General features: G+C 63.5%; 17 protein-coding genes and 1 other RNA gene. All 18 read right to left on the reverse strand.

The annotated features are described in order from the left end of the window. Positions 1 to 74: 74 nt before the first annotated feature. The 18 genes from ftsA to M728_RS10285 all read right to left on the reverse strand — a co-directional run bounded on the left by ftsA (position 75) and on the right by M728_RS10285 (position 20,617). On the reverse strand, positions 75 to 1,406 hold the full coding sequence (gene ftsA, locus M728_RS10200; protein ID WP_026619092.1) for a cell division protein FtsA: 1,332 nt from the start codon (positions 1,404 to 1,406) through the stop codon (positions 75 to 77). Further along, complete coding sequence (gene ftsQ / locus M728_RS10205) at positions 1,403 to 2,332, reverse strand: cell division protein FtsQ (protein WP_026619091.1); 930 nt, start codon at positions 2,330 to 2,332, stop codon at positions 1,403 to 1,405. Before ftsQ ends, ftsA begins: the two co-directional genes overlap by 4 nt. Continuing rightward, positions 2,320 to 3,246, reverse strand: coding sequence for a D-alanine--D-alanine ligase (locus tag M728_RS10210; RefSeq protein ID WP_026619090.1), 927 nt, complete (start codon positions 3,244 to 3,246; stop codon positions 2,320 to 2,322). Before M728_RS10210 ends, ftsQ begins: the two co-directional genes overlap by 13 nt. A 332-nt stretch (positions 3,247 to 3,578) precedes the next feature. Beyond that, positions 3,579 to 4,265: an aquaporin Z gene (aqpZ, locus tag M728_RS10215; RefSeq protein WP_026619089.1), complete on the reverse strand. Its 687-nt coding sequence runs from the start codon at positions 4,263 to 4,265 to the stop codon at positions 3,579 to 3,581. Positions 4,266 to 4,499: 234 nt separating this feature from the next. Continuing rightward, positions 4,500 to 5,474, reverse strand: a complete 975-nt coding sequence (murB, locus tag M728_RS10220) for a UDP-N-acetylmuramate dehydrogenase (RefSeq protein ID WP_026619088.1) — start codon at positions 5,472 to 5,474, stop codon at positions 4,500 to 4,502. 2 nt (positions 5,475 to 5,476) lie between these two features. After that, on the reverse strand, positions 5,477 to 6,886 hold the full coding sequence (gene murC / locus M728_RS10225) for a UDP-N-acetylmuramate--L-alanine ligase (protein WP_026619087.1): 1,410 nt from the start codon (positions 6,884 to 6,886) through the stop codon (positions 5,477 to 5,479). Continuing rightward, positions 6,883 to 8,007 carry an undecaprenyldiphospho-muramoylpentapeptide beta-N-acetylglucosaminyltransferase gene (murG, locus tag M728_RS10230; RefSeq protein WP_026619086.1) on the reverse strand — a complete coding sequence of 375 codons (1,125 nt, stop codon included), beginning with the start codon at positions 8,005 to 8,007 and terminating at the stop codon, positions 6,883 to 6,885. Before murG ends, murC begins: the two co-directional genes overlap by 4 nt. Positions 8,008 to 8,010: 3 nt before the next feature. Then, positions 8,011 to 9,165 (reverse strand): putative lipid II flippase FtsW, encoded by a 1,155-nt coding sequence (gene ftsW, locus M728_RS10235; protein WP_026619085.1) that lies wholly within the window; start codon positions 9,163 to 9,165, stop codon positions 8,011 to 8,013. Between the two features lie 33 nt (positions 9,166 to 9,198). After that, the gene (gene murD / locus M728_RS10240; RefSeq protein ID WP_026619084.1) at positions 9,199 to 10,590 is read right to left on the reverse strand and encodes a UDP-N-acetylmuramoyl-L-alanine--D-glutamate ligase; all 1,392 of its coding nucleotides are present in this window, start codon (positions 10,588 to 10,590) and stop codon (positions 9,199 to 9,201) included. 7 nt (positions 10,591 to 10,597) lie between these two features. Then, a complete protein-coding gene (gene mraY / locus M728_RS10245) occupies positions 10,598 to 11,698 on the reverse strand; it encodes a phospho-N-acetylmuramoyl-pentapeptide-transferase (protein ID WP_026619083.1) in 1,101 nt (366 codons plus the stop codon). Between the two features lie 140 nt (positions 11,699 to 11,838). Beyond that, positions 11,839 to 13,272, reverse strand: a complete 1,434-nt coding sequence (locus M728_RS10250; protein WP_026619082.1) for a UDP-N-acetylmuramoylalanyl-D-glutamyl-2,6-diaminopimelate--D-alanyl-D-alanine ligase — start codon at positions 13,270 to 13,272, stop codon at positions 11,839 to 11,841. 1 nt (position 13,273) lies between these two features. Beyond that, positions 13,274 to 14,731 (reverse strand): UDP-N-acetylmuramoyl-L-alanyl-D-glutamate--2,6-diaminopimelate ligase, encoded by a 1,458-nt coding sequence (locus tag M728_RS10255; RefSeq protein WP_026619081.1) that lies wholly within the window; start codon positions 14,729 to 14,731, stop codon positions 13,274 to 13,276. A gap of 66 nt (positions 14,732 to 14,797) precedes the next feature. After that, positions 14,798 to 16,546 (reverse strand): penicillin-binding protein 2, encoded by a 1,749-nt coding sequence (locus M728_RS10260; RefSeq protein WP_026619080.1) that lies wholly within the window; start codon positions 16,544 to 16,546, stop codon positions 14,798 to 14,800. Next, complete coding sequence (locus tag M728_RS10265) at positions 16,546 to 17,010, reverse strand: hypothetical protein (protein WP_026619079.1); 465 nt, start codon at positions 17,008 to 17,010, stop codon at positions 16,546 to 16,548. The genes M728_RS10260 and M728_RS10265 overlap by 1 nt, the downstream gene beginning before the upstream one ends. Positions 17,011 to 17,016: 6 nt before the next feature. Beyond that, the gene (rsmH, locus tag M728_RS10270) at positions 17,017 to 18,042 is read right to left on the reverse strand and encodes a 16S rRNA (cytosine(1402)-N(4))-methyltransferase RsmH (protein ID WP_026619078.1); all 1,026 of its coding nucleotides are present in this window, start codon (positions 18,040 to 18,042) and stop codon (positions 17,017 to 17,019) included. Between the two features lie 14 nt (positions 18,043 to 18,056). Continuing rightward, entirely contained in the window at positions 18,057 to 18,497 is a 441-nt protein-coding gene (gene mraZ, locus M728_RS10275; protein WP_026617787.1) for a division/cell wall cluster transcriptional repressor MraZ, read from the reverse strand. Positions 18,498 to 18,957: 460 nt separating this feature from the next. Next, positions 18,958 to 19,357: RNase P RNA component class A (gene rnpB, locus M728_RS10280), an RNA gene on the reverse strand. A gap of 72 nt (positions 19,358 to 19,429) precedes the next feature. Continuing rightward, positions 19,430 to 20,617, reverse strand: a complete 1,188-nt coding sequence (locus M728_RS10285; protein ID WP_026619077.1) for an FAD-binding oxidoreductase — start codon at positions 20,615 to 20,617, stop codon at positions 19,430 to 19,432. Positions 20,618 to 20,805 lie beyond the last annotated feature (188 nt).

Raw genomic sequence — 20,805 nt, forward strand, 5'->3', positions numbered from 1 at the left:
TGGCCGCCTTGCCGAGCCGGCCAAATCCTTCGAAAACTCAAACGCGGTCTCCCCGGGCGATCCGCCGGTGAAACCTAGAAACTCTCTTTCAGCCACTGGCCCATGCGGGCGAAGCGGCTGTTGCCGCCGCCGAGCGCCGAGAACATGCCGCCATGCGCAGCATGCGTTTCGAGGTCGGCGACCTGCGGATAGATCATCAGCCCGACGGCCGTGGAGAATGCCGGGCCCTTGGCGGCGGCCGGCAGCCCGGAAACGCCGAGCGGACGGCCGATGCGGACGTTGCGCGCCAGAATACGTCGTGCCGCTTCCGGCAGGCCGGTCAGCTGGCTGGCGCCACCCGTCAATACGATCCGCTTGCCGACGATCGGGCTGAAGCCGGAGCGCTGAATGCGGTCGCGGATGAGCTCGAGCGTCTCTTCGATACGGGCGCGCACGATGCGCGAGACAAGCGCGCGCGGCACATGGGTCGGCTGGTCGCGGTCGTCCTCGCCGATCGGCGGAACGGAGACGATGTCGCGCTCGTCGGCACTGTTCGGGAGCGCTGAACCATGCACGACCTTGAGCCGCTCGGCATCCTCGATACGCGTCGAGAGCCCGCGCGCGAGGTCGGTCGTCACATGATGGCCGCCGAGGCCGACGGCATCCGCATGGACGAGCTTGCCCTCGGCGAAAACCGAGATCGTCGTCGTGCCGCCGCCCATGTCGATCGCCGCGCAGCCGAGTTCGACCTCGTCGTCGACGAGCGCCGCAAGGCCGCTGGCATAGGGGGTCGCCACCATGCCCTCGACCGAGAGATGGGCGCGGTTGACGCAGAGTTCGAGATTCTTGAGCGCGGCCCGCTCCGCCGTCAGCATATGCATGTCGACGCCGAGCACGTCGCCGAACATCGCCAGCGGATCGCGGATGCCGCGTTCGCCGTCCAGCGAGAAACCGGTCGGCAGCGAATGCAGGATCGCCCGATCGGTACGCAGCGACTGCTGCCCCGCGGCGGCGAGCACTCTCTTGAGATCGTTCGCATCGACCTCCTGTCCGCCAAGGTCGATGGTCGCGGTATAGACGTCGCTCTGCAGGCGACCGGCGGAAACATTCACGATCAGGCTATCGATCGTCAGCCCGGCCATCCGCTCCGCGGCGTCAACCGCAAGCCGGACGACGCTTTCGGCCGCGTCGAGATCGGCGATGACGCCGTTCTTTACGCCGCGCGACTTCTGGTGGCCGATACCGATAATCTCGATATTGTGCGTGCGCCCCGGCAGGATCTGGCTCTCCGCGCGCGGCGTCAGCCGGCCGATCATGCAGACAACTTTGGTCGAACCGATGTCGAGCACGGAGACGACATGCGACCGTTTTGAGGAAAGCGGCTTCAGACGCGGAAGGCCGAAATTCGCGGAACCGAACAGACTCATATCCGCTTCTCCTGGGCTTTCAGCATCTTCTCCCTCGCCTTGAGCGCGATTTCCCGGCGCGCGACCGCTTCCGGGGTCAATTGTATGGTCGTACGGTCCTCGAGCCTGAGATCGACGGCAGCGATATCGCGCTCGAGAAGCTTGTGCGCCTCTTCCATCTCGGCGAGAACCTTCATCGCCCGGGCCACATCCCTCTCGGGAAGCCGGACGATGATGCCGTTGTCGAGGCGCAGATCCCAGCGGCGGCCGGCCACGCGCACGAAGGCTTTCACGCGCGAGCGAAATTCCGGCCAGCGGGAAAACTCGTCGTAGAAGCCGGCTGCCGCCGTCTCGGCGTCGCGTCCGACGAAAAGCGGCAGGTTCGCGAACTTATTGTCGCGCAGTGGCGCAATGACGCTGCCGCTGCGCTCGATGAGAGAGAGGTCCGATCCATGCTGCCAGATGCCGAAGGCCTTGCGCTCGGTGAGGCTCACCTCGATCGTGCCCGGATAGACCTTGCGCACGGTGACGCTCTCGACCCAGGGCAGCTCGCCGATCAGCCGGCGCGCCTCGGCGATGTCGAGCGCCACCAGCGAGGTCGTGCCATCGAGGCCGAGCTGCTGCAGGATGTCGATCTCCGAGGTCTGCTCATTTCCGGAAACCCGCACATCCTCGATCGCGAAGCCGGCCGCCGTCGTCGAGGCCTGCGCAAAATTCTGCGTGTGACCGCCGATCGACATGCCATAGAGCCCCGTCGCCAGAAGGAAGGCGGCAGCGGAGAATGTTCCCGTGTGGTTGGGAAAGCGGATGCGGCCGGTGCCCAGGCTGACCAGGAGACGGACGCCCCTGCGCAGCGGACGCGGCAGGACGAACGCATCGTCCGCCTCGGCAGCGACGCCGAGCGGATGACGAACCCTTTTGCCCCTTCTGCCCCTCAACGCAAACACGACGCGTCCTCCACCATCCACCTTAGAAACTCGCCGAACTGAAGGCCTGCATGCTGCGCCATTTCGGGCACGAGCGAGGTCGGGGTCATGCCGGGCTGAGTGTTGATCTCCAGCCAGATCAGCTCGCCTTCGCCCTCGCCGCGATCGTCGAAGCGGAAGTCGGATCGGCTGACGCCGCGACAACCGATCGCCTGATGCGCCTTCAACGCGAGTGTTTGTATTTTTTGGTAAATATTTGGTGAAATCTGCGCCGGAATGACGTGCCTCGAGCCACCTTTTACGTATTTCGAATCATAGTCGTAGAAGGCGTGCCCCTGCGGAATGATCTCGGTGACGCCGAGCGCCACATCGCCCATGACGCCGCAGGTGAGTTCGCGGCCGGCGATGTAGCGTTCGACCATGACGCGGTCGCCGTAGCGCCACTCGCTGGACGTGATGACCTGAGGCGGATGCGACTGATCTTCCTTGACGATCACGACGCCGAAGCTCGAGCCTTCGCGGACCGGCTTCACCACATAGGGCGGCTTCATCGGATGGGCGTTGCCGAACTCACGGCGATCCATGATCAGCGCCTCGGCGACCGGAATGCCGGCGGCCTTGGCGACATGCTTGGCCTGCGCCTTGTCCATGGCCAGCGCCGAAGCGAGAACGCCGGAATGGGTGTAGGGAATCTCGAGATATTCAAGAATGCCCTGGATCGTCCCGTCTTCGCCGAAGGGCCCGTGAAGGGCGTTGAAGGCGACGTCCGGACGCAGTTCGGCAAGGACCGCTGCGACATCGCGGCCGACATCGACGCGCGTGACGCGGTAGCCTTCGGCCTCGAGAGCATCCGCGCAAGCTGCCCCGGAAGACAGGCTCACCGGCCTCTCCGAGGAAAATCCGCCCATCAGGACAGCAACATGCTTGCCGCTCATTCAAACCCCCAAACAATACGCCACTATCGCGAAGCTTGCTTGCGTCTGGCTGATTGCGACAGCCTGAGTCGCGAGATCGCCGCGTAGGGCCACTACAACGACATTATGGTTAATGAACCGTTTACTTTGGTTAACTCTTGTCGTGAAACGCTCTGGATTCCGGCAGACAGAATCAACCTAAGCCAAGGCTTTCATGGCTGAATCAGAGCTTTCTATGGCCGGCAAGGGGAAATGTGGGCGAGCGCTAGACTAAACGAAGGCCCCGCTTTCGATCGGACGGGGCCCACCAACAACTAAGCACAATAGGGGGAGGTATGAGGACGCCGCCTCGGTCAGTCCTCCTCGCCGACGATCTTCCAGACGACGCCGGCAATCACCGCGCCGATGAGAGGCGCCACCCAGAAGAGCCAGAGTTGGGAGAGCGCCCAGTCGCCGACAAACAACGCCTGCCCTGTCGAGCGTGCCGGGTTGACGGAGGTATTGGTGACCGGGATGGACACGAGGTGGATCAACGTAAGAGCAAGGCCGATCGCAATGGGTGCGAAACCCGCCGGCACCCGGCCATGCGTGGATCCGAGAATGATGAAGAGGAAGAAGAAGGTCATCACGATCTCGGTGACGAGCGCTGCCATCAGCGAATAGCCGCCAGGCGAATGTTCGCCGTAACCATTGGCCGCAAAACCTCCAAGCTGGACATCCGCCTTGCCCGTGGCGATCACGTAAAGGACGGCGGCAGCAACGATCGCGCCCGCCACCTGCGCGACGATATAGCCGACGAGCCTGGAGGCCGGGAATTTGCCCGCGACGGCAAGACCCACGGAAACCGCGGGATTGAAGTGGCCCCCGGAGATTCCGCCAACCGCATAGGCCATTGTCAGGACCGTAAGACCGAAGGCGAAGGAGACCCCGAGCAGGCCGATGCCGACCTGCGGAAATGCGGCCGCGAGCACCGCGCTGCCGCAACCACCGAGAACGAGCCAGAACGTGCCGAGAAATTCCGTAGAAAGTTTTCTGAACATGAGTTCTCTCCCAGAGCCGAAGCCGATCGCTTCGGCTGGCGAGAGTTCGTTACTATTCGATTCCCGTCAAGGTGGAATTGTGCGATGGCAAAACACTCCCGCAAAGCGGGAAAAATACCCAAGCCCCGCTGAATACCGGACGAGGAAACGTTTCGGGTTAAGCCAAGATGATCTCGAGAAAAGGGCCGCGGCGGTTCCCCGCCGCGGCCCTTTCAACTGCGTCCTTGATACCGATCAGACCGTCGCACGGCCGAGGAATTCCTTGATCTCGTAGCCGGGCATGAATTTGCCGACGCGTTTGATCTCCCACTCCAGCTTGACGCCGGAATGCTCCATCACCCGCTGGCGCACGGTCTCGCCGAGATATTCGAGCTCGTAGCCGGTCGCCTGGCCGGTATTGATCATGAAGTTGCAATGGAGCGGCGACATCTGGGCGCTGCCGATCATCATGCCGCGGCAGCCGGCCTCGTCGATAAGCTTCCAGGCGGAATGGCCTTCAGGGTTCTTGAAGGTGGAGCCGCCGGTCTTCTCGCGAATGGGCTGCACCGCCTCGCGGTGCTGGCGCACGCCGTCCATGTCGCTGCGGATTTTGGCTTTGTCTTCCGCATAGCCCTCGAAGATCGCGTGCGTGAAGATCAGTTCTTTGGCCGCGTCGGAGTGGCGATAGGCATAGCCCATGTCGGCATTGCTCAAGACATGCTTGTTGCCCTTGCGGTCGACCGCATGGACCTCGACGACGCGCTCGCTCGTCTCGTTGCCATTGGCGCCGGCGTTCATCCTCAGCGCCCCGCCGATCGAACCCGGAATGCCATAGTAGAAATGGAAGCCGCCGATACCGTGGTCGAGCGCCATTGCGGCGATGTTCTTGTCCGGGCAGATCGCGCCCGCCTTGATGCGATTGTCGCCGACGAGTTCGAGATCGCCGAAGCCCTTGGCCGAAAGCCGGATGACAACGCCCGGAATACCGCCATCACGCACGAGCAGGTTGGAGCCGACACCGACCACCGTCACCGGAACATCCTTAGGCACGAGCTTCAGGAAGGCGACGAGGTCATCCGTGTCGTGCGGCTGGAACATGAGCTCGGCGAGACCGCCCGCGCGAAACCAGGTGACGCGGTCCATCGGGGCATCGGGCGTGATGCGTCCGCGGATTGCGTCGACGCCGCTTCCGAGCGCCTCGAGGAGTTTCTGACCATTGACCTGTTTCATGCTCAATTTCCTGAAATGTCCGCAAGCTCCTTGGGCAAGGCCGCGGCCCAGTAGGTGATGCTGCCAGCCCCCAAGAGAACCACAAAATCGCCCGGCTGCGCAATCTTGGCGACAATAGGCGCAAGCGCCTCCTGGCCGGTGACGTAGCGAGCGTCGCGGTGTCCGGCAGCCTTGATGCTGTTGACGAGCGCTTGCGAATTGACGCCGTCGATCGCCTCCTCGCCTGCGGCATAGACCGGTGTGATCAGGATGGTGTCGGCATCGTTGAAGCAGGACGTGAAGTCCTCGAACAGGCTTGACAGACGCGTGTAGCGATGCGGCTGGTGGATTGCGATGATGCGTCCTTGGCAAGCCTCGCGCGCTGCCCTGAGGACCGCCTTGATCTCGACCGGATGATGACCGTAATCGTCGAAGATGCGCGCGCCGTTCCATTCGCCCGTCAGCGTGAAGCGGCGCTTGACGCCGCCGAAGGAGGAGAGCCCCTTGGCAATGTCCTCCGGCTTGATGCCGAGGCGCTGCGCGACTGCAATGGCGGCAGTGGCATTGGAAATGTTGTGGCGGCCCGGCATGGGCAGCTTGAGGTCCTTGAGCTCGATCACCTGACCGGTTCGGCGGCGGCGGATCTCGATATCGAAGATCGAGGTCGCGCCGTCCATGCGGACATTGTGGAAGCGCACGTCGGCCTGCGGGTTCTCGCCGTAAGTGACGATCTTGCGGTCTTCGATCTTGCCGACCATGGTCTGCACCTCGGGGTGATCGAGGCAAAGCACACCGAAGCCGTAAAAGGGCACGTTCTCGACGAACTGCCGGAAGGCGGCCCGCACAGCGTCGAAATTGCCGTAATGGTCGAGATGCTCCGGATCGATATTGGTGACGACGGCGATGTCGGCCGGCAGCTTCAGGAAGGTGCCGTCGGACTCGTCCGCCTCGACCACCATCCACTCGCCGGCGCCCATGCGCGCATTGGTGCCGTAGGCATTGATGATGCCGCCGTTGATGACCGTCGGATCGAGCCCGCCCGCATCGAGCAGGGCGGCAATCATCGAGGTCGTCGTCGTCTTGCCGTGGGTGCCGCCGATCGCTATCGCGTTGCGGAAGCGCATCAGCTCGGCGAGCATCTCCGCGCGACGCACGACTGGCAAGAACTTCTCGCGCGCGGCGATCAGTTCCGGATTGTCCTTCTTGATCGCGGTCGAGACGACCACAACTTCGGCATCGCCGAGATTTTCGGCCTTGTGCCCGATCGAGACCTTGATGCCCTTGTCCCTGAGCCGCTGGACATTGGCGCTGTCGGACTGATCCGAGCCCTGGACGCGATGCCCGAGATTGTGCAGCACCTCCGCGATCCCGCTCATGCCGATGCCGCCGATACCGATGAAATGTACGAGCCCGATCGTCTTCGGCATTTTCATGAGCGTGTTTCCTTGAATTTCGCGACTGTCGAGCCGCTGGCAATAGCCTCTACCACGGATGCAAGCAAGCGCGCTGCATCCGGCTTGCCGGTTTCGCGGGCACTGGCAGCCATCTGCGCCAGCGCTTCCGGATTGCTCATCGCGTCGGAGAGAATGCCGGCGAGCCGTTCGGCGGTAAGCTCAACCTGCGCGATTACTCGTGCGCCTCCCTTGGCGGCAAGGGCCGCGGCATTGGCTGCCTGATCGTGGTCAAGGGCGTAGGGATAGGGCACAAGGATGGCCGGCCGGCCGATCACCGAGATTTCCGAAACGGTCGAAGCGCCGGAGCGGCAGATGACGAGCTGTGCCGAGGCGATGCGCGCGGCCATGTCGGTGAAGAAATGTGAGACTTCGGCGGCGACTCCGAGTTTCTCATAGGCCGCGATGACGCCTTCCCTGTCCTCGGGCCGCGCCTGCTGCGTCACCTTGAGCCGTTGACGCAAAGCGTCGTCCAGGCGGCAGACCGCCTGCGGCACCGCCTTCGAAAAATATTGCGCGCCCTGGCTGCCGCCGAAGACGACGAGATGAAAGGGCATCTCACCGGAGGACGTCGCGTAGGATGCGCCAGCGGCCTCGATGACGGCCGGGCGTACGGGGTTCCCGGTCGTCACGGTCTTTGCCGCGAAGGCTCCGCCTCCTTCCGGGAGGAAGCCGCCGGCAATCGCTTGTACGCGCGATGCAAGCATCTTGTTCGCGCGCCCCATCACGGCATTCTGTTCGTGGATGAGCGACGGCACACCCATGCCGATCGCGGCAAGCAGCGGCGGCACTGTCGGATAGCCACCGAAGCCGACGACCGCCCGCGGCTTGAGACGGCCAATCAGCCGCCGCGCCGCTCTGAGACCCGTCCATAGCTTCCACACCGACCGAGCAAGCTTCACGGGATTTCTCGAGCCGATCGTCGCCGACGGCACAACGTGGATTTCGTCGGCCGGAAACTTGCCGGCGAAGCGCTCGGCGCGGCTGTCCGTCACGAGGTGCACGGAATAGCCCGACACCTTCAGCTCGTGGGCCAGCGCTTCGGCGGGAAAAAGGTGGCCGCCGGTACCGCCGGCGGCAAGAAGGATGATGCCCTTGTCCATGTCTTACTCCGCCGGCACTCCGACGCCGGATCGAAAGAGGCTGCGCTCGACCGCGCGTTTTTCCGGCCGGTGACGGGTAAGCGCCAGAATGAAGCCCGCCGTCACGCAGATCGCCACCATCGACGAGCCGCCATAGGAAATCAAAGGCAGGGTCATGCCTTTCGCCGGAAGCAGCTCGAGGTTCACGCCGATATTGATCATCGACTGGATACCGATCTGCAGGACGAGGCCGGCAACGGCAAAACGGTTGAAATCGTTGCGCTCGCGGAAGGCATGATTGAGGCCGCGCATGACCAGAAAGGCGAAGATCACCACGATGACCATGCAGAAGACGATGCCGAATTCCTCCGCTGCCACAGAGAAGATGAAATCGGTATGGCTGTCCGGAATGATGCGCTTGACGACACCTTCGCCGGGCCCGCGACCGAACCAGTCGCCGCGGATGATCGCCTCGCGGGCGGTATCCACCTGGAATGTATCGCCCTCGCCGGTCAAGAACCGGTCGATGCGGCCTGCGACGTGCGGCAGCACGGTATAGGCTGCGAAGAAACCGCCCGCCGCCACCCCTGCAAGGATGATGATCCACAACCACGGCATGCCGGCCATGAAGAACATGCCGCCCCAGACCACGGTGGTCAGGATCGTCTGACCGAGGTCGGGCTGGGCGACGAGCAGCGCCCCTACGATGCCGAAGAGCAGGATCGAGAGCAGGTTGCCCGGGATTTCCGGCTGCCGCGCATGCTCGGCGAAAAGCCACGCACAGACGACCACGAAGGCTGGCTTCATGAATTCCGAAGGTTGGACAGAGATGCCGGCGAGCGATATCCATCGCCGTGAACCCTTGACCTCCTGTCCGAAGAAGAGCGCCAGCACCATCATCGCGAGCGAGATGACGAGCAGGATTATCGCCGCGCGCCTCACCTGCCGCGGCGAGAGGAAGGAAATGCCCACCATTACGGCGAGCGACGGCAGCAGGAAAAGCGCGTGACGCTTGACGAAGTGGAAGCTATCGAGGCCGAGCCGCTCGGCGACCGGGGGGCTCGCCGCAAAGGAGAGCATGAAGCCGACGCCCATCAGGAGGATGAAGGTCGCCAAGAAAAACCTGTCTATCGTCCAGAACCAGTCGGCCACGGGGCCACGTTCGGCTCGGCTTACCATCTGTCTGTCCCCTTTCCAGTCCGGCCTGAGCCGTCAGATAAGCATGGTCACGCCTTCGAGCGCCGCGACGTGACCGACAAAGGCATCGCCGCGCACCTCGAAGTTCTTGTACTGGTCGAAGCTTGCGCAGGCCGGGGAAAGCATCACCGCCGCCGGGCCTTCCATGTCCCGCGCCGCATCCGCCGCCGCATGCGCGACCGCCTTTTCCAAAGTACCGGAAATCTCGTAGGGCACCGCCTCGCCGAGCGTGGCCGCAAAGGCAGGCGCCGCCTCGCCGATGAGATAGGCCTTGACGATCTTCGGGAAGAACGGCGTCAGCGACGCGATGCCGCCCTCCTTCGGCAGCCCACCGGCGATCCAATAGATGCGATCGTAGCTCGAAAGCGCTGGCGCCGCCGCATCCGCATTGGTCGCCTTACTGTCGTTCACGAAGACGATCTCGCCCTTTCTGGCGACCGGCTGCATCCGGTGCTTGAGGCCGGGGAAGGTCCGGAGACCATCGACGATTTCCTTGTCGCTGACGCCGACCGCGAGGCAGGCGGCGATCGCCGCCGCGGCATTCTGGGCATTGTGCCCGCCGCGCAGCGTCTGGATGCCTGACAGATCGGTGAAAGGCGAAGATGTTCCCCCTTGGGCGCGCATCAGCAGCGAGCCCTCGGCATATATGCCCTCGGTCAGCGGATGGCGGCGCGAAATGCGCACGACCTTTGTTCCGGCCCGCTCCACCCGGTCGGCAATCAGGCTGGAATAGCTGTCGTCGACGCCGACCACCGCGGTTCGGCTGCCGGCCACCAGCCGTTCCTTGATATCGGCATAGTGCTGCATCGTGCCGTGCCGATCGAGGTGGTCCGGCGTCAAATTGAGCAGGATCCCGGCCGTCGGATCAAGCGTGGGAGCAAGGTCGATCTGATAGGAAGAACACTCGACGACGTAGAAGCGTCCGGCCTTCGGCGGATCGAGCGTCAGCACGGCCGTGCCGATATTGCCGCCGAGTTGCGTGTCGCGCCCGGTTGTCTTCAGGATATGGGCGATCAGCGCCGTGGTCGTCGACTTGCCGTTGGTGCCAGTGATCGCGACGAAAGGGCAATCGGGCGCATGCGCGCGCCGCTCGCGTACGAAAAGCTCGATGTCGCCGACGATCTCGACGCTCGCTTGACGGGCGAGATCAACGCTCCAGTGCGGCTTGGGATGCGTCAGCGGCACGCCGGGCGAGAGCACGAAAGCGGCGAAGCCGTCCCAGTCGACGTGGCGCAGATCGGCCGTCGCAATGCCTGCAGCGGTTGCCTTGGCGACGCTGTCGGGATTGTCGTCCCAAGCCGTGACGTCCGCTCCGCCGGCAACGAGCGCCTGGGCCGTCGCCAATCCCGAACCGCCCAGTCCGAAAAGTCCGACTTTCTTCCCCTTGAATGTGGTGACCGGGATCATCTTTCGCTCACCGCAGCTTCAGAGTGGAAAGACCGATCATCGCAAGGATGACGGCGATGATCCAGAAGCGGATCACCACCTGGCTCTCCGTCCAGCCCTTCTTTTCGAAGTGATGATGGATCGGCGCCATGAGAAACACGCGACGGCCCGTGCGCTTGAACCAGAAGACCTGAATGATGACCGACAGCGTCTCGATGACGAAGAGGCCGCCGATGATGATCATGACGATCTCGTGTTTGGTGGCGACCGCGACGGTCCCGATCAAGCCACCAAGCGCAAGCGAGCCGGTGTCGCCCATGAAGATCGCGGCCGGCGGCGCGTTGAACCAGAGAAAGCCCAATCCCGCGCCGATCACGGCACCGAGGATCACCGCGAGCTCGCCCGTGCCGGGCACGAAATGGATCTGCAGATAATTGGCGAAGACGGCATTACCGGCCAGATAGGCGATCAGACCGAAAGCTGCGGAAGCGATCATCACCGGCACGATCGCAAGCCCGTCGAGACCGTCCGTCAGGTTCACGGCATTGCCCGCGCCGACGATGACGAAACCGCCGAAAAGCACGAAGAAGTAGCCGAGATTAAGCATCAGGTCCTTGAAGAACGGAAAGGTCAGGGACGAGCCGAAGGTGGAGCCTCCCGAGCCCGCCGAAAGCGCCGCCCGCATCATGAAGAAGACGGCAATGGCGGCGATCGCGAATTCGATGCCGAGGCGCGCTTTGCCGGAAAAGCCCTTGTCGGACTGCTTCGTCACCTTGAGATAATCGTCGTAGAAGCCGATCGCACCGAAGCCGAGCGTCACCAATAGCGTCGAGACGACATAGATGCTCGAAAGATCGGCCCAGAGCAGCGACGAGACCACGATACCGGTCAGAATCATCAGCCCGCCCATTGTGGGCGTGCCGGCTTTCTTGAAGTGGGTCTGGGGTCCATCGGCGCGTATTGGCTGACCTTTGCCCTGGCGGATGCGCAACGACGCGATCATTGCCGGTCCGAACAGGAACACGACCAAGGCGGAGGTGAAGAGAGCCGCACCCGTGCGGAAGGTGATGTAGCGGAAGAGATTGAAGAATTGAAAGTGGTCCGCCAGTTCCACAAGCCAGATGAGCATTAGGGACCTTCCCCCAGAAGTTTAGAATCGGACAGCGTCCAACAGAATCATCTGATAGACGATACCCACTTGCGTTCGACTATGTTAGGCCATTTCCCCTGGCCGCGCGCTGTATCCACCAGCAATGGTGGCAGCGCCCGTTATACTTCCCCCGCTTCGGTCGGCACTTCGGGGTATGCTTCTAGGAGCGCCTGGACGATCTTTGCGCAGCCCGTACCTTTCGAAGACTTGACCATCACCACGTCGCCGGCCGTAACCGCCCCGATTACATAAGTTCTCAGGTCGTCGACCGAGTCTCGGTAAATTGTGGAAACCTCCGGCGGCAGCGCGTCGCGCAAATGCACCATCTCGGGTCCGGCCAACCAGACGTCCGCGATGCCCGCATCAACGATCGGTTCCGCGAGTCCGGCATGCACCGCTGCCGCATGCTCGCCCATCTCCAGCATGTCGCCGAGGATCGCGACGCGGCGCCCGCCGGGCGGCGGCTCGGCATCACGAAGAAGCGAGATCGCCGCCCGCATAGATGCGGGGTTGGCGTTATAGCTCTCGTCAATCAGCGTCAGGTAACCGGCCTCGATCTTCAGACGGTGCCGCTGCCCCCTGCCCTTCTCCGGCTGCATCGTGGCAAGTGATGCGACGACTCGGTCGATGTCCGCACCGGCGAGCATTGCCGCCGCAATCACCGCCAAGGCATTTTCGGCGATATGGCGTCCGGGCGCGCCGATCGCGATTTCCAGAGTCCTGCCGCCGATCGCGGCCCAGAGCACCGATCCCTCCGCCCCACCGGCAAACTCGGCCAGGCGAAACTCCGACTTCGGATTGGCGCCGAAGGAATGGATGTGGCCGACGCCTGCCGCTGCAGCCGACCTCTCCAGGAGATCATATTGCGCGCTGTCGCGATTGATGACCGCGTGGCCGCCTTTGACGACGCCCTCGAAGATTTCGGCCTTCGCCGCTGCGATCTCGTCGAGGCTCGAGAAATTGCCGAGATGGGCGGCGGCAATACTGGTGACGACCGCCACATGCGGACGGACCATCCGCGTCAACGGGCGGATCTCGCCCGGGTGGTTCATACCGATCTCGAAGATACCGAAATCGGTCGCTTCCGGCATGCGCGCCAGCGTCAGCGGCACGCCCCAATGATTGTTGAAAGAGGCGATGGAGGCATGAACGCGGCCGAGCGGCGAAAGCACGTGCCGCAACATCTCCTTCGTCGTCGTTTTTCCGACCGAACCGGTCACGGCGATGATCTTGGCGGCGCTGCGGTCGCGCGCCGCGCAGCCGAGCCGGATCATCGCCTCCAGAACATCATCGACAACGATCATCGGCGCGATCAGCCGGCCGAGCGCCGGAAGCTTCGCCTCGCTGACGACAAGCACCGCGGCTCCGTTCGCAAGCGCGATGCCGGCATAGTCGTGGCCGTCGACACGATCGCCCCTGATGGCGAAAAAGGCCTCTCCCTTGCCGATCGTGCGGCTGTCGATCGAAATGCCGGTGATCCCTTCCGGCAGATTGCCGACCGGGCGGCCGTTCATCGCGGCCATAAGATCGCTGATTGTCCAGAGCCAGTTCAAATCAAAGACCTCCCAGTGCCTTGCGCACCTCCGCATGGTCGGAGAACGGCAGTGTCACGGAGCCGATCGTTTGCCCCTCTTCATGCCCCTTGCCGGCAACGATCAGCGTGTCGCCGGTCTTGAGCATGCCGACGGCGGTGCGGATCGCTTCGGCCCGATCGGCGATCTCAGTCGCGCCGTTGGCGCCGGACATGATCTCGGCACGGATCACCTCGGGCACCTCCGAGCGCGGATTGTCGTCGGTGACGATGACGACATCGGCAAGCCGGCTGGCGATCTCGCCCATGATCGGGCGCTTGCCCTTGTCCCGGTCGCCGCCGCAGCCGAAGACGACGATCACGCGGCCAGTCGTGAACGGGCGCACGGACTCCAGCACGTTCGCGAGCGCATCGGGCTTGTGAGCGTAGTCCACATAGGCGAGCGCGCCGTCCCTCGTTTGGCCGACGAGTTCCAGCCGGCCGGAAGCCCCCTGCAGTTTCTCGAGCGCCGAGAAGGCCGCCTTGGCGGTGATGCCCGTCGACATTGCGAGGCCGGCGGCAACAAGCGCGTTGGCCACCTGGAAGTCGCCGGCGAGCGGCACGTGGATTTCGAAGATATCGTCGCCGACATGCACCTCCGCCGACTGCTTGTGGCGGAAATGCTCGACGCGCTTCAGCGTGATGAAATCGCCGCTGCGGCCAACGGTGCGGACATCCTGGCCGGCCTTGCGCGCGGCGGCGATAGCCTCGGCCGACCATTGGTCGTCGGCGAAGATCACCGCCGGCGAGCCCTTCGGCAGGAGGTCGCCGAAAAGGCGCATCTTTGAGGCCATGTAGTGCTCGACCGTCGGATGATAGTCCATGTGGTCGCGGCCGAGATTGGTGAAGGCGGCAGCGGCAAGCCGGACGCCATCGAGCCTGTTCTGATCGAGGCCGTGGCTGGAGGCCTCCATCGCCGCATGGGTGACGCCTTCGCCGGCAAGTTCGGCGAGCAGCTTGTGCAGCGAGACCGGATCCGGGGTGGTGAGAGACCCGTATTCGTTGCGACCCGGCGCCACCACGCCGGTAGTGCCGATCATCGCCGCCGAGAGGCCCGAATGCGCCCAGATCTGCCGCGTGAAGGAGGCGACCGACGTCTTGCCCGCCGTTCCCGTCACCGCCACCATGGTTTCGGGCTGGCGCCCGTAGAAGGCGGCAGCGGCCTTGGCGAGAAAGCGGCGCGGCTCGGGAAGAAAGAAGACCGGCGTGGCCGCATCCCCATGTGCGTCGGCGGCGACGACAGCCGCAGCACCGCGGGCGATGGCATCGGCGATATAGGCGGCGCCATTCGCCTTCGTTCCGGCCACGGCGACGAAGAGGTCGCCCGGTTTGACCTGCCGGCTATCGGCCGTGATGCCGCCGATTTCGACGTTCGCAGCATCGCCCTTCAGTTGCGCCGAAAGTTCCGGGAAGTTCGCTCCCGCCAGGTCCTTGATCTTCATGAACTGCACGTCTCACATCAAATGATCCGCTCGATTCGCGAATCGTCCCGCACTCTCATTTCACGGTCAATAAGACACAAGCAAGGCAGAACCGTCTTCTCCGAATTTCGGCTCGACACCAAGAAGCGGCGCGGAACGGCTGATGATGTCGCGCACCATGGGGGCGGCGTTGGAGCCTGCGGTGCGCCCTCCGCCTTCACCCGTCTTCGGCGCATCGATGAAGGTCAGCACGATGTACTTCGGATTGTCGATCGGAAAGGCGGCGAGGAAGGCGTTGAAGTTCAGGTCGTTGGCATAGCGGCCGTTGACGACCTTGTCGGCGGTGCCGGTCTTGCCGCCGACATTGAAGCCCGGAACGAGCGCCCGCTTACCCGAGCCGGCGATACCGTTCCAGCGAAGCAGATAGCGCATGTCGTTGCTAGTGCTCTCCTTGACGACGGCAGTGGCGAGCTCGCTCGCCTGTCCCTCGGTGCGCGGTAGGAAGGTCGGCGGGATGAGCTTGCCGCCATTGACCAGCGCGGCACCGGCAACCGCCGTCTGCAGCGGCGTCGTCGAGACGCCGTGACCGAAGGAAATGGTGATCGAGTTAATCTTCTTCCATTCGCGCGGCTGGCTTGGCGCTTTGACCTCCGGAAGCTCCGTCGGCAGTTTTGTGAGCAGACCAAGGCGGGTCAGAAATTCCTTGTGCCCGGGAATGCCGACGAGGTCGGCGACCTTGGCCGTGCCGATATTCGAGGAATACTGGAAGATCTCCGGCACGGTCAGCACGCGGCGCTTGCCATGGAAGTCCTTGATGGTGAAGCCGCCGATCCGGATGGGCGCGGTCGCATCGAAGCTGTCGTTGAGGGTCACCTTGCCGGAATCGAGGCCCATGGCGATGGTGAAGGTTTTGAAGGTGGAGCCCATCTCGAACGTGCCGTTCGACATGCGGTTCATCCAGCCCTCCTCGGCGCCTTCCGCTGGCTTGTTCGGGTCGTAGTCCGGAACGGAGGCCATCGCCAGCACTTCGCCGGTATTCACGTCCATTACGACGGCACCGGCAGCGATCGCCTGATAGTTTTTCATGCCGGAATCGATGACGTCGCGCACGATGTTCTGGACGCGCACGTCGATCGAGAGCCTTACGGGCTCGAGCTTGGCGTCGCTGGTCATGCCGATCGCCGCGAGATCGGCGAGCCCCTGGCTGTCGATGTAGCGCTCCATGCCGGCGACGCCGCGGTTGTCGATATTGACGTGGCCGAGAATATGCGCGGCGGTGGGGCCGCCGGGATAGAAACGTCGCTTCTCCGGACGGAAACCGATGCCAGGGATGCCAAGCGCAAGGATCTCGCCCTGCTGCTTTGGCGTCAACTGGCGGCGCAGCCATTGGAAACGCGAGTTGGACTTGAGCTTGTTGTAGATCTCGCGCGCATTGAGGTCGGGCAGGACCGTAGCAAGCCGTTCCACCGCCTCATCCGCATCGACGATCTTGTGCGGCTCGGCATAAAGCGAGACCGTGCGGATATCGGTCGCCAGGATTTCTCCGTTGCGGTCGAGGATATCGGGCCGAGAGGCCATCAGGCTGTCGGCGCGGCCGATCGAGGAAACCGTCTCCGGTTGCGCAAGACCGTATTGCACCAGTCGTCCGCCGATCACCGCGTAGACGATGCCGAAGCTGGCGATGATGATCGCTACCCGGCTCTTCGCCTGGCTGGCGGTCTTCTTGCGCGTTCCTTGGAAAGTGACATTGAGCGCGCCATCGGTCGGGCGATTATTGCCGCCCGCCGAAAAATGCGCCTTGCTTTTCAGCACCATGATACGGGAGAGAAACGACATCAGCGCGCCACCGAACCTGTTGCGATATTATCGGCATTGATCACCGCGGCGACGCCGTCCTCGGCCGCCTCGTCGTGGCCGGCTTCGTCATCAGCCGCCTTATTTGCGGCCATCTTGTCTTTGCTTGCCCCATCTTTGACTGCCTTCTCTTTGCCCTCTTCCGGCGGCGGCAACTCGGCCTTGAGCATCGGCAGTTCCTGTGGCCGCGCAAGCTGTGTCGACGGCGTCGGCGCCAGCTTCAGGTCGGCGGCGAAGGCGTCGACCAGTCTTTCCAGCCGGTTCGGCTGCGTGAGAAGCGCCCAGTCGGCCCTGAGCAGATCGATCGTGTCCTCCTCGAGCTTGATTGCAGCATCGAGCCTGCGGACCTCCTCGAGCTTGTTCTCGGCCTGGTGCTTGATCGTGTAGGTGACCGTGGCGGCCGCCGTCATGATGACGATCAGGACAATATCGAGCGTTCTGAGCATCGTCTCCTAGCCTCCCAGCCTTGCAAGGCTCGCCAGTTCCGGCAGATTGAAAATGGACAGATCGTCTCCCCGCGACGGGGCTTCCGTGCGGATGCCGGCTCTGAGTTTCGCCGACCGGGCGCGCGGGTTGCGGGACGCTTCTTCCTCGCTCGCTGCAATCATAGGCTTGCCGACTGGTGTGAAGGTTGCGGCGCGCTCGGCCACCATCGGCAGATGGCGCGAACCGCTCGCCTTGCCGGATCGATCCTGGAAGAACGTCTTGACGATCCTGTCTTCTAGCGAATGAAAAGTGACGACGACGAGCCGCCCTCCGGGCTTCAGCACCCGTTCGGCGGCAAAGAGCGCATTGGCGAGTTCGCCGAGTTCTTCGTTAACGAAGATGCGCAGCGCCTGGAAGACGCGCGTTGCCGGATGAATCTTGTCCTTGGCCTTACGCGGAGTCACCAATTCGATGAGGCCGGCGAGGTCGCGCGTCGTTTCGAAAGGCTGCTCTGCCCGGCGCTTCTCGATCGCGCGGGCGATACGCCCCGCCTGCTTCTCCTCGCCAAGAAAGCCGAAGATGCGAATAAGATCGGAAACCTTGGCGCGATTGACGACGTCGGCGGCGGAAACACCCGCTCCCGACATGCGCATGTCGAGCGGCCCCTGCTTCTGGAAGGAAAAGCCGCGCTCCGCCTCGTCGATCTGCATCGAAGAGACGCCGATATCGAGCACGACGCCGTCGAGGCCGCCTTCGGGCGCATGATCGGCAAGTTCGGAGAAACGGGCATGGACGAGCTTGAGCCGGCCTTCGGCCGCGGCGACGAGCGACTGGCCCGCGGCGATCGCCGTCGGATCGCGGTCGAGCGCGATCACGTCTGCGCCGGCCTTGAGGATCGCGGACGTATAGCCGCCAGCACCGAAGGTGCCGTCGAGAATGACCTTTCCGGGAGCCGGTTCAAGCGCTGCGAGCACTTCGGCAAGCATGACGGGAATGTGACGAACCGGTCCGCCGTCGGCTTCAGAAGCTCCGCCGCCTTGATCCGTCACCATTCCGCCTCTCCACTCTATTCCGGACGCAGCCCCCGTTGCTTGCGCCCTTCCCGGGCCTCCGCCTGCGCCCTCGCAAACGCCTGCGGCTCCCAGAGCTGAAAATGATCGCCCCGCCCGACGAAGGTCACGTCGGTCGAGATTCCGGTGAAGTCGCGGATGAAATCCGTCACCATCAACCGGCCCTCCGGGTCGAGCTTCACGAAGACGCCGCCCCCGTGAACGAGGAGCGACATCTGGTTGGCTGCATCCGAAAACGGATCCTCGGACGCCATCTGTCTCTCGAACCGGTCCAGAAGCTCCGGCCCGCCGACGCTGATCGCCGGAAAGACGAAGTCCTGGAAACAGTATAGCTCCCGCACACCCGCTTCCGAAAGCGCGGCGCGAAACGCCGAAGGCACGGAGACCCGCCCCTTGGCATCGATCCGGTTCGTAGCATGTGACAAGAAGCGGTTCATGACGCGAAACGGCCGCCTCCGACTGACGGGCCATGATCATCGGCCCGCGCGAACACTCGCCTGCGCACACAAAGGACCCCCGCCGGGCACGAGCGCGCCCGCCTGAACCTTCCGAGGAAGGCATCCTGAAATTTTGCGATAATGGGCCACGACGCGGCCCTTGCGCAGTACCATTATGGGATAACATGGGACCATATGGGCGTCAATGGGAGAAGCTCGTAAACAGCCTCGCGGATGATTAAATATTGATAGGTTGTTAAGTTTAACAAAGGATTACGATCCGGCCCCTAATGCCTTGGAATCCCGTTCGAAAGCGGGTCGAGCCGGCGCCCGGTGAACCGGCCTTGGCGGGCTGATTCGTCAAAGGCCAAAAGCTCGAGACGCGCGCGTCGGACGGGCGCCAGATCGGAAGGGAAAGAAGGCGCTGCGTCGAAAACGCCAGCGCGAGGAGCGGAAGAAAATCGCCAGTTGGCCTGTAAGCCGGGTTCTGTATGGCCCCGCCTCCCGAAGGAAACGGAACGTGGCAGCCATTCATCTGGGACTGCGCTCGCGCGCAGCCTCGTGCAACCCACCCGGATGACGCGCCTGGAAACCGGCTGGGCGCTCGCGCGCCCGTGTCATCCCTATTCGGTCTTGCTCCCGGTGGGGTTTACCGTGCCGTCCATGTTGCCATGTCCGCGGTGGGCTCTTACCCCACCCTTTCACCCTTACTCCGCAAGCGGAGCGGTTTGCTTTCTGTGGCACTTTCCCTGGGGTCACCCCCGCCGGACGTTATCCGGCACCGTGTCTCCGTGGAGCCCGGACTTTCCTCACCCCGCGGCCTTTCGGCGCTTGCAGGGCGCGGCTGCCCGGCCAACTGGCAGAGGCTCATTAACCGACCGGGGCACCAAGCGCCAGAAAAATCGGCGCTCTCGCCTCGGTGCGGCGGTCCGCTATCGATACGCGACCGCGAAGTCGGTCTCGTATTCGTCGGCTTGAAGCCGGCCGTCCATCACGAGCGTCGCGCCCAGCCTGCCGATCTCGTCGGAACTCTTGGCTGCTTGGCCGTTGCCGCCCGTCAGCACGGCGACGCGATCGCTCACGAAGCCGATATAGGGATAGCCGTCCCGCGTGAACGAGGTGACGCAAGGCGAAAAATGCGTCGAAACGGGCCTCAGCCCCGGCATCACTCCGGCAAGCAGGCCGCGCAGATGATCGGCTGCTTCAGCACTACCGCTGCCGCGGAACCATTCCCGGATCGCCGGCTCGCTCTTAAGGATCCGATCGGTCGGATCACCGCCGATCTTGATGTAGTGTCTGCCGTCGGCATAAGCAACCGGCGGGAGCAAATAGTAGCTCCTATCCTGTTCCGGCGCGGCACCGATCAATGACGGCATGCCGGCAAAGCCGGCGAGATCGTCGGGGCCGACCTCGGCGAAGAGCACTGTGCGCGCCTTCACCGTCAGATCGATCGGTCGCGGAAGAAGCGCTTCCGAGAGGGAGAAGCCGCCCGCCGCGACGAGGATGCGACCAGCGCGGACCGAGTGCCCGTCGAGGGTCTTGACCGCGACGTGATCCGCGCCGTCCTCGACCGAGACCACTTCCGAACGGACCACGAGCGCACCAAGCTTTTCAGCCGCGATCGTCTGTGCCCGGACGAGTGCGCGGGGATTGATGTAGCCCGCGCCACGCGCCTCGTGAACGCCGCCGTAGCCATTCGGGAAGCGGAACCAGGGAAACCGCTCGGCGACGTCGTCGCCAAGGATCAGCGGCGCGTCGACGCCGAGCCTGTCCCGGGCACGTTCGACATGCTCGAGATAGTCGAACGCACCGCCCGGAGCCGGCGCCGCGATCAGGCAGCCGACCTCGAAATAGAACTCGATGCCGCTCTGCTCGGCTATTTCTGGATAACGGTCAATCGATCGGCGAGCGAGCCGCGCCCAAACCGGATCGTTATCGATCGTCCGGGTGATGCGCGCATTGTCGTAGTGACTGGCGAAGACGCCGCCGTGATTGGCCCAATCTTCCGGCTCGTCGGGGCCGACAAGAGCGACCCTGGCTCCGGCCAGCGCGAGATGACGCGCCGCCGCAGCGCCCATCATACCTTTGCCGACAATGACGAAGTCAAAGCCTTCCGACATGGCCTTCCCCGATCGTTCGTTCGCTGCGGAGATAGCATGCCGTTCAGCCTAGGACATCGATTTCCTTCAAAGATTTTAACGGTATGCCGGAACGCGAGACCTATCCGGCGTTGTCCTACAGCGCCGCGTGTCTTTTCAGCCACGCAAAGGATGCTGTAGGCACTTTGGGTTGCTGCATGTTTTTGCTC

Source organism: Ensifer sp. WSM1721 (assembly GCF_000513895.2).
In the GTDB taxonomy this organism is placed as follows: domain Bacteria; phylum Pseudomonadota; class Alphaproteobacteria; order Rhizobiales; family Rhizobiaceae; genus Sinorhizobium.

Excerpts from the sequence above, each read along its gene's own strand:
- M728_RS10285 (WP_026619077.1), bottom strand. The coding sequence starts at position 20,617 with ATGTCGGAAGGCTTTGACTTCGTCATTGTCGGCAAAGGTATGATGGGC.
- M728_RS10255 (WP_026619081.1), bottom strand. The coding sequence starts at position 14,731 with ATGAAGATCAAGGACCTGGCGGGAGCGAACTTCCCGGAACTTTCGGCG.
- ftsW (WP_026619085.1), bottom strand. The coding sequence starts at position 9,165 with ATGGTAAGCCGAGCCGAACGTGGCCCCGTGGCCGACTGGTTCTGGACG.
- aqpZ (WP_026619089.1), bottom strand. The coding sequence starts at position 4,265 with ATGTTCAGAAAACTTTCTACGGAATTTCTCGGCACGTTCTGGCTCGTT.
- mraZ (WP_026617787.1), bottom strand. The coding sequence starts at position 18,497 with ATGAACCGCTTCTTGTCACATGCTACGAACCGGATCGATGCCAAGGGG.
- murG (WP_026619086.1), bottom strand. The coding sequence starts at position 8,007 with ATGGACAAGGGCATCATCCTTCTTGCCGCCGGCGGTACCGGCGGCCAC.
- murC (WP_026619087.1), bottom strand. The coding sequence starts at position 6,886 with ATGAAAATGCCGAAGACGATCGGGCTCGTACATTTCATCGGTATCGGC.
- mraY (WP_026619083.1), bottom strand. The coding sequence starts at position 11,698 with ATGCTCATCTGGCTTGTGGAACTGGCGGACCACTTTCAATTCTTCAAT.
- murB (WP_026619088.1), bottom strand. The coding sequence starts at position 5,474 with ATGAAACAGGTCAATGGTCAGAAACTCCTCGAGGCGCTCGGAAGCGGC.
- rsmH (WP_026619078.1), bottom strand. The coding sequence starts at position 18,042 with ATGGTGACGGATCAAGGCGGCGGAGCTTCTGAAGCCGACGGCGGACCG.
- ftsA (WP_026619092.1), bottom strand. The coding sequence starts at position 1,406 with ATGAGTCTGTTCGGTTCCGCGAATTTCGGCCTTCCGCGTCTGAAGCCG.
- M728_RS10210 (WP_026619090.1), bottom strand. The coding sequence starts at position 3,246 with ATGAGCGGCAAGCATGTTGCTGTCCTGATGGGCGGATTTTCCTCGGAG.
- murD (WP_026619084.1), bottom strand. The coding sequence starts at position 10,590 with ATGATCCCGGTCACCACATTCAAGGGGAAGAAAGTCGGACTTTTCGGA.
- M728_RS10265 (WP_026619079.1), bottom strand. The coding sequence starts at position 17,010 with ATGCTCAGAACGCTCGATATTGTCCTGATCGTCATCATGACGGCGGCC.
- M728_RS10260 (WP_026619080.1), bottom strand. The coding sequence starts at position 16,546 with ATGTCGTTTCTCTCCCGTATCATGGTGCTGAAAAGCAAGGCGCATTTT.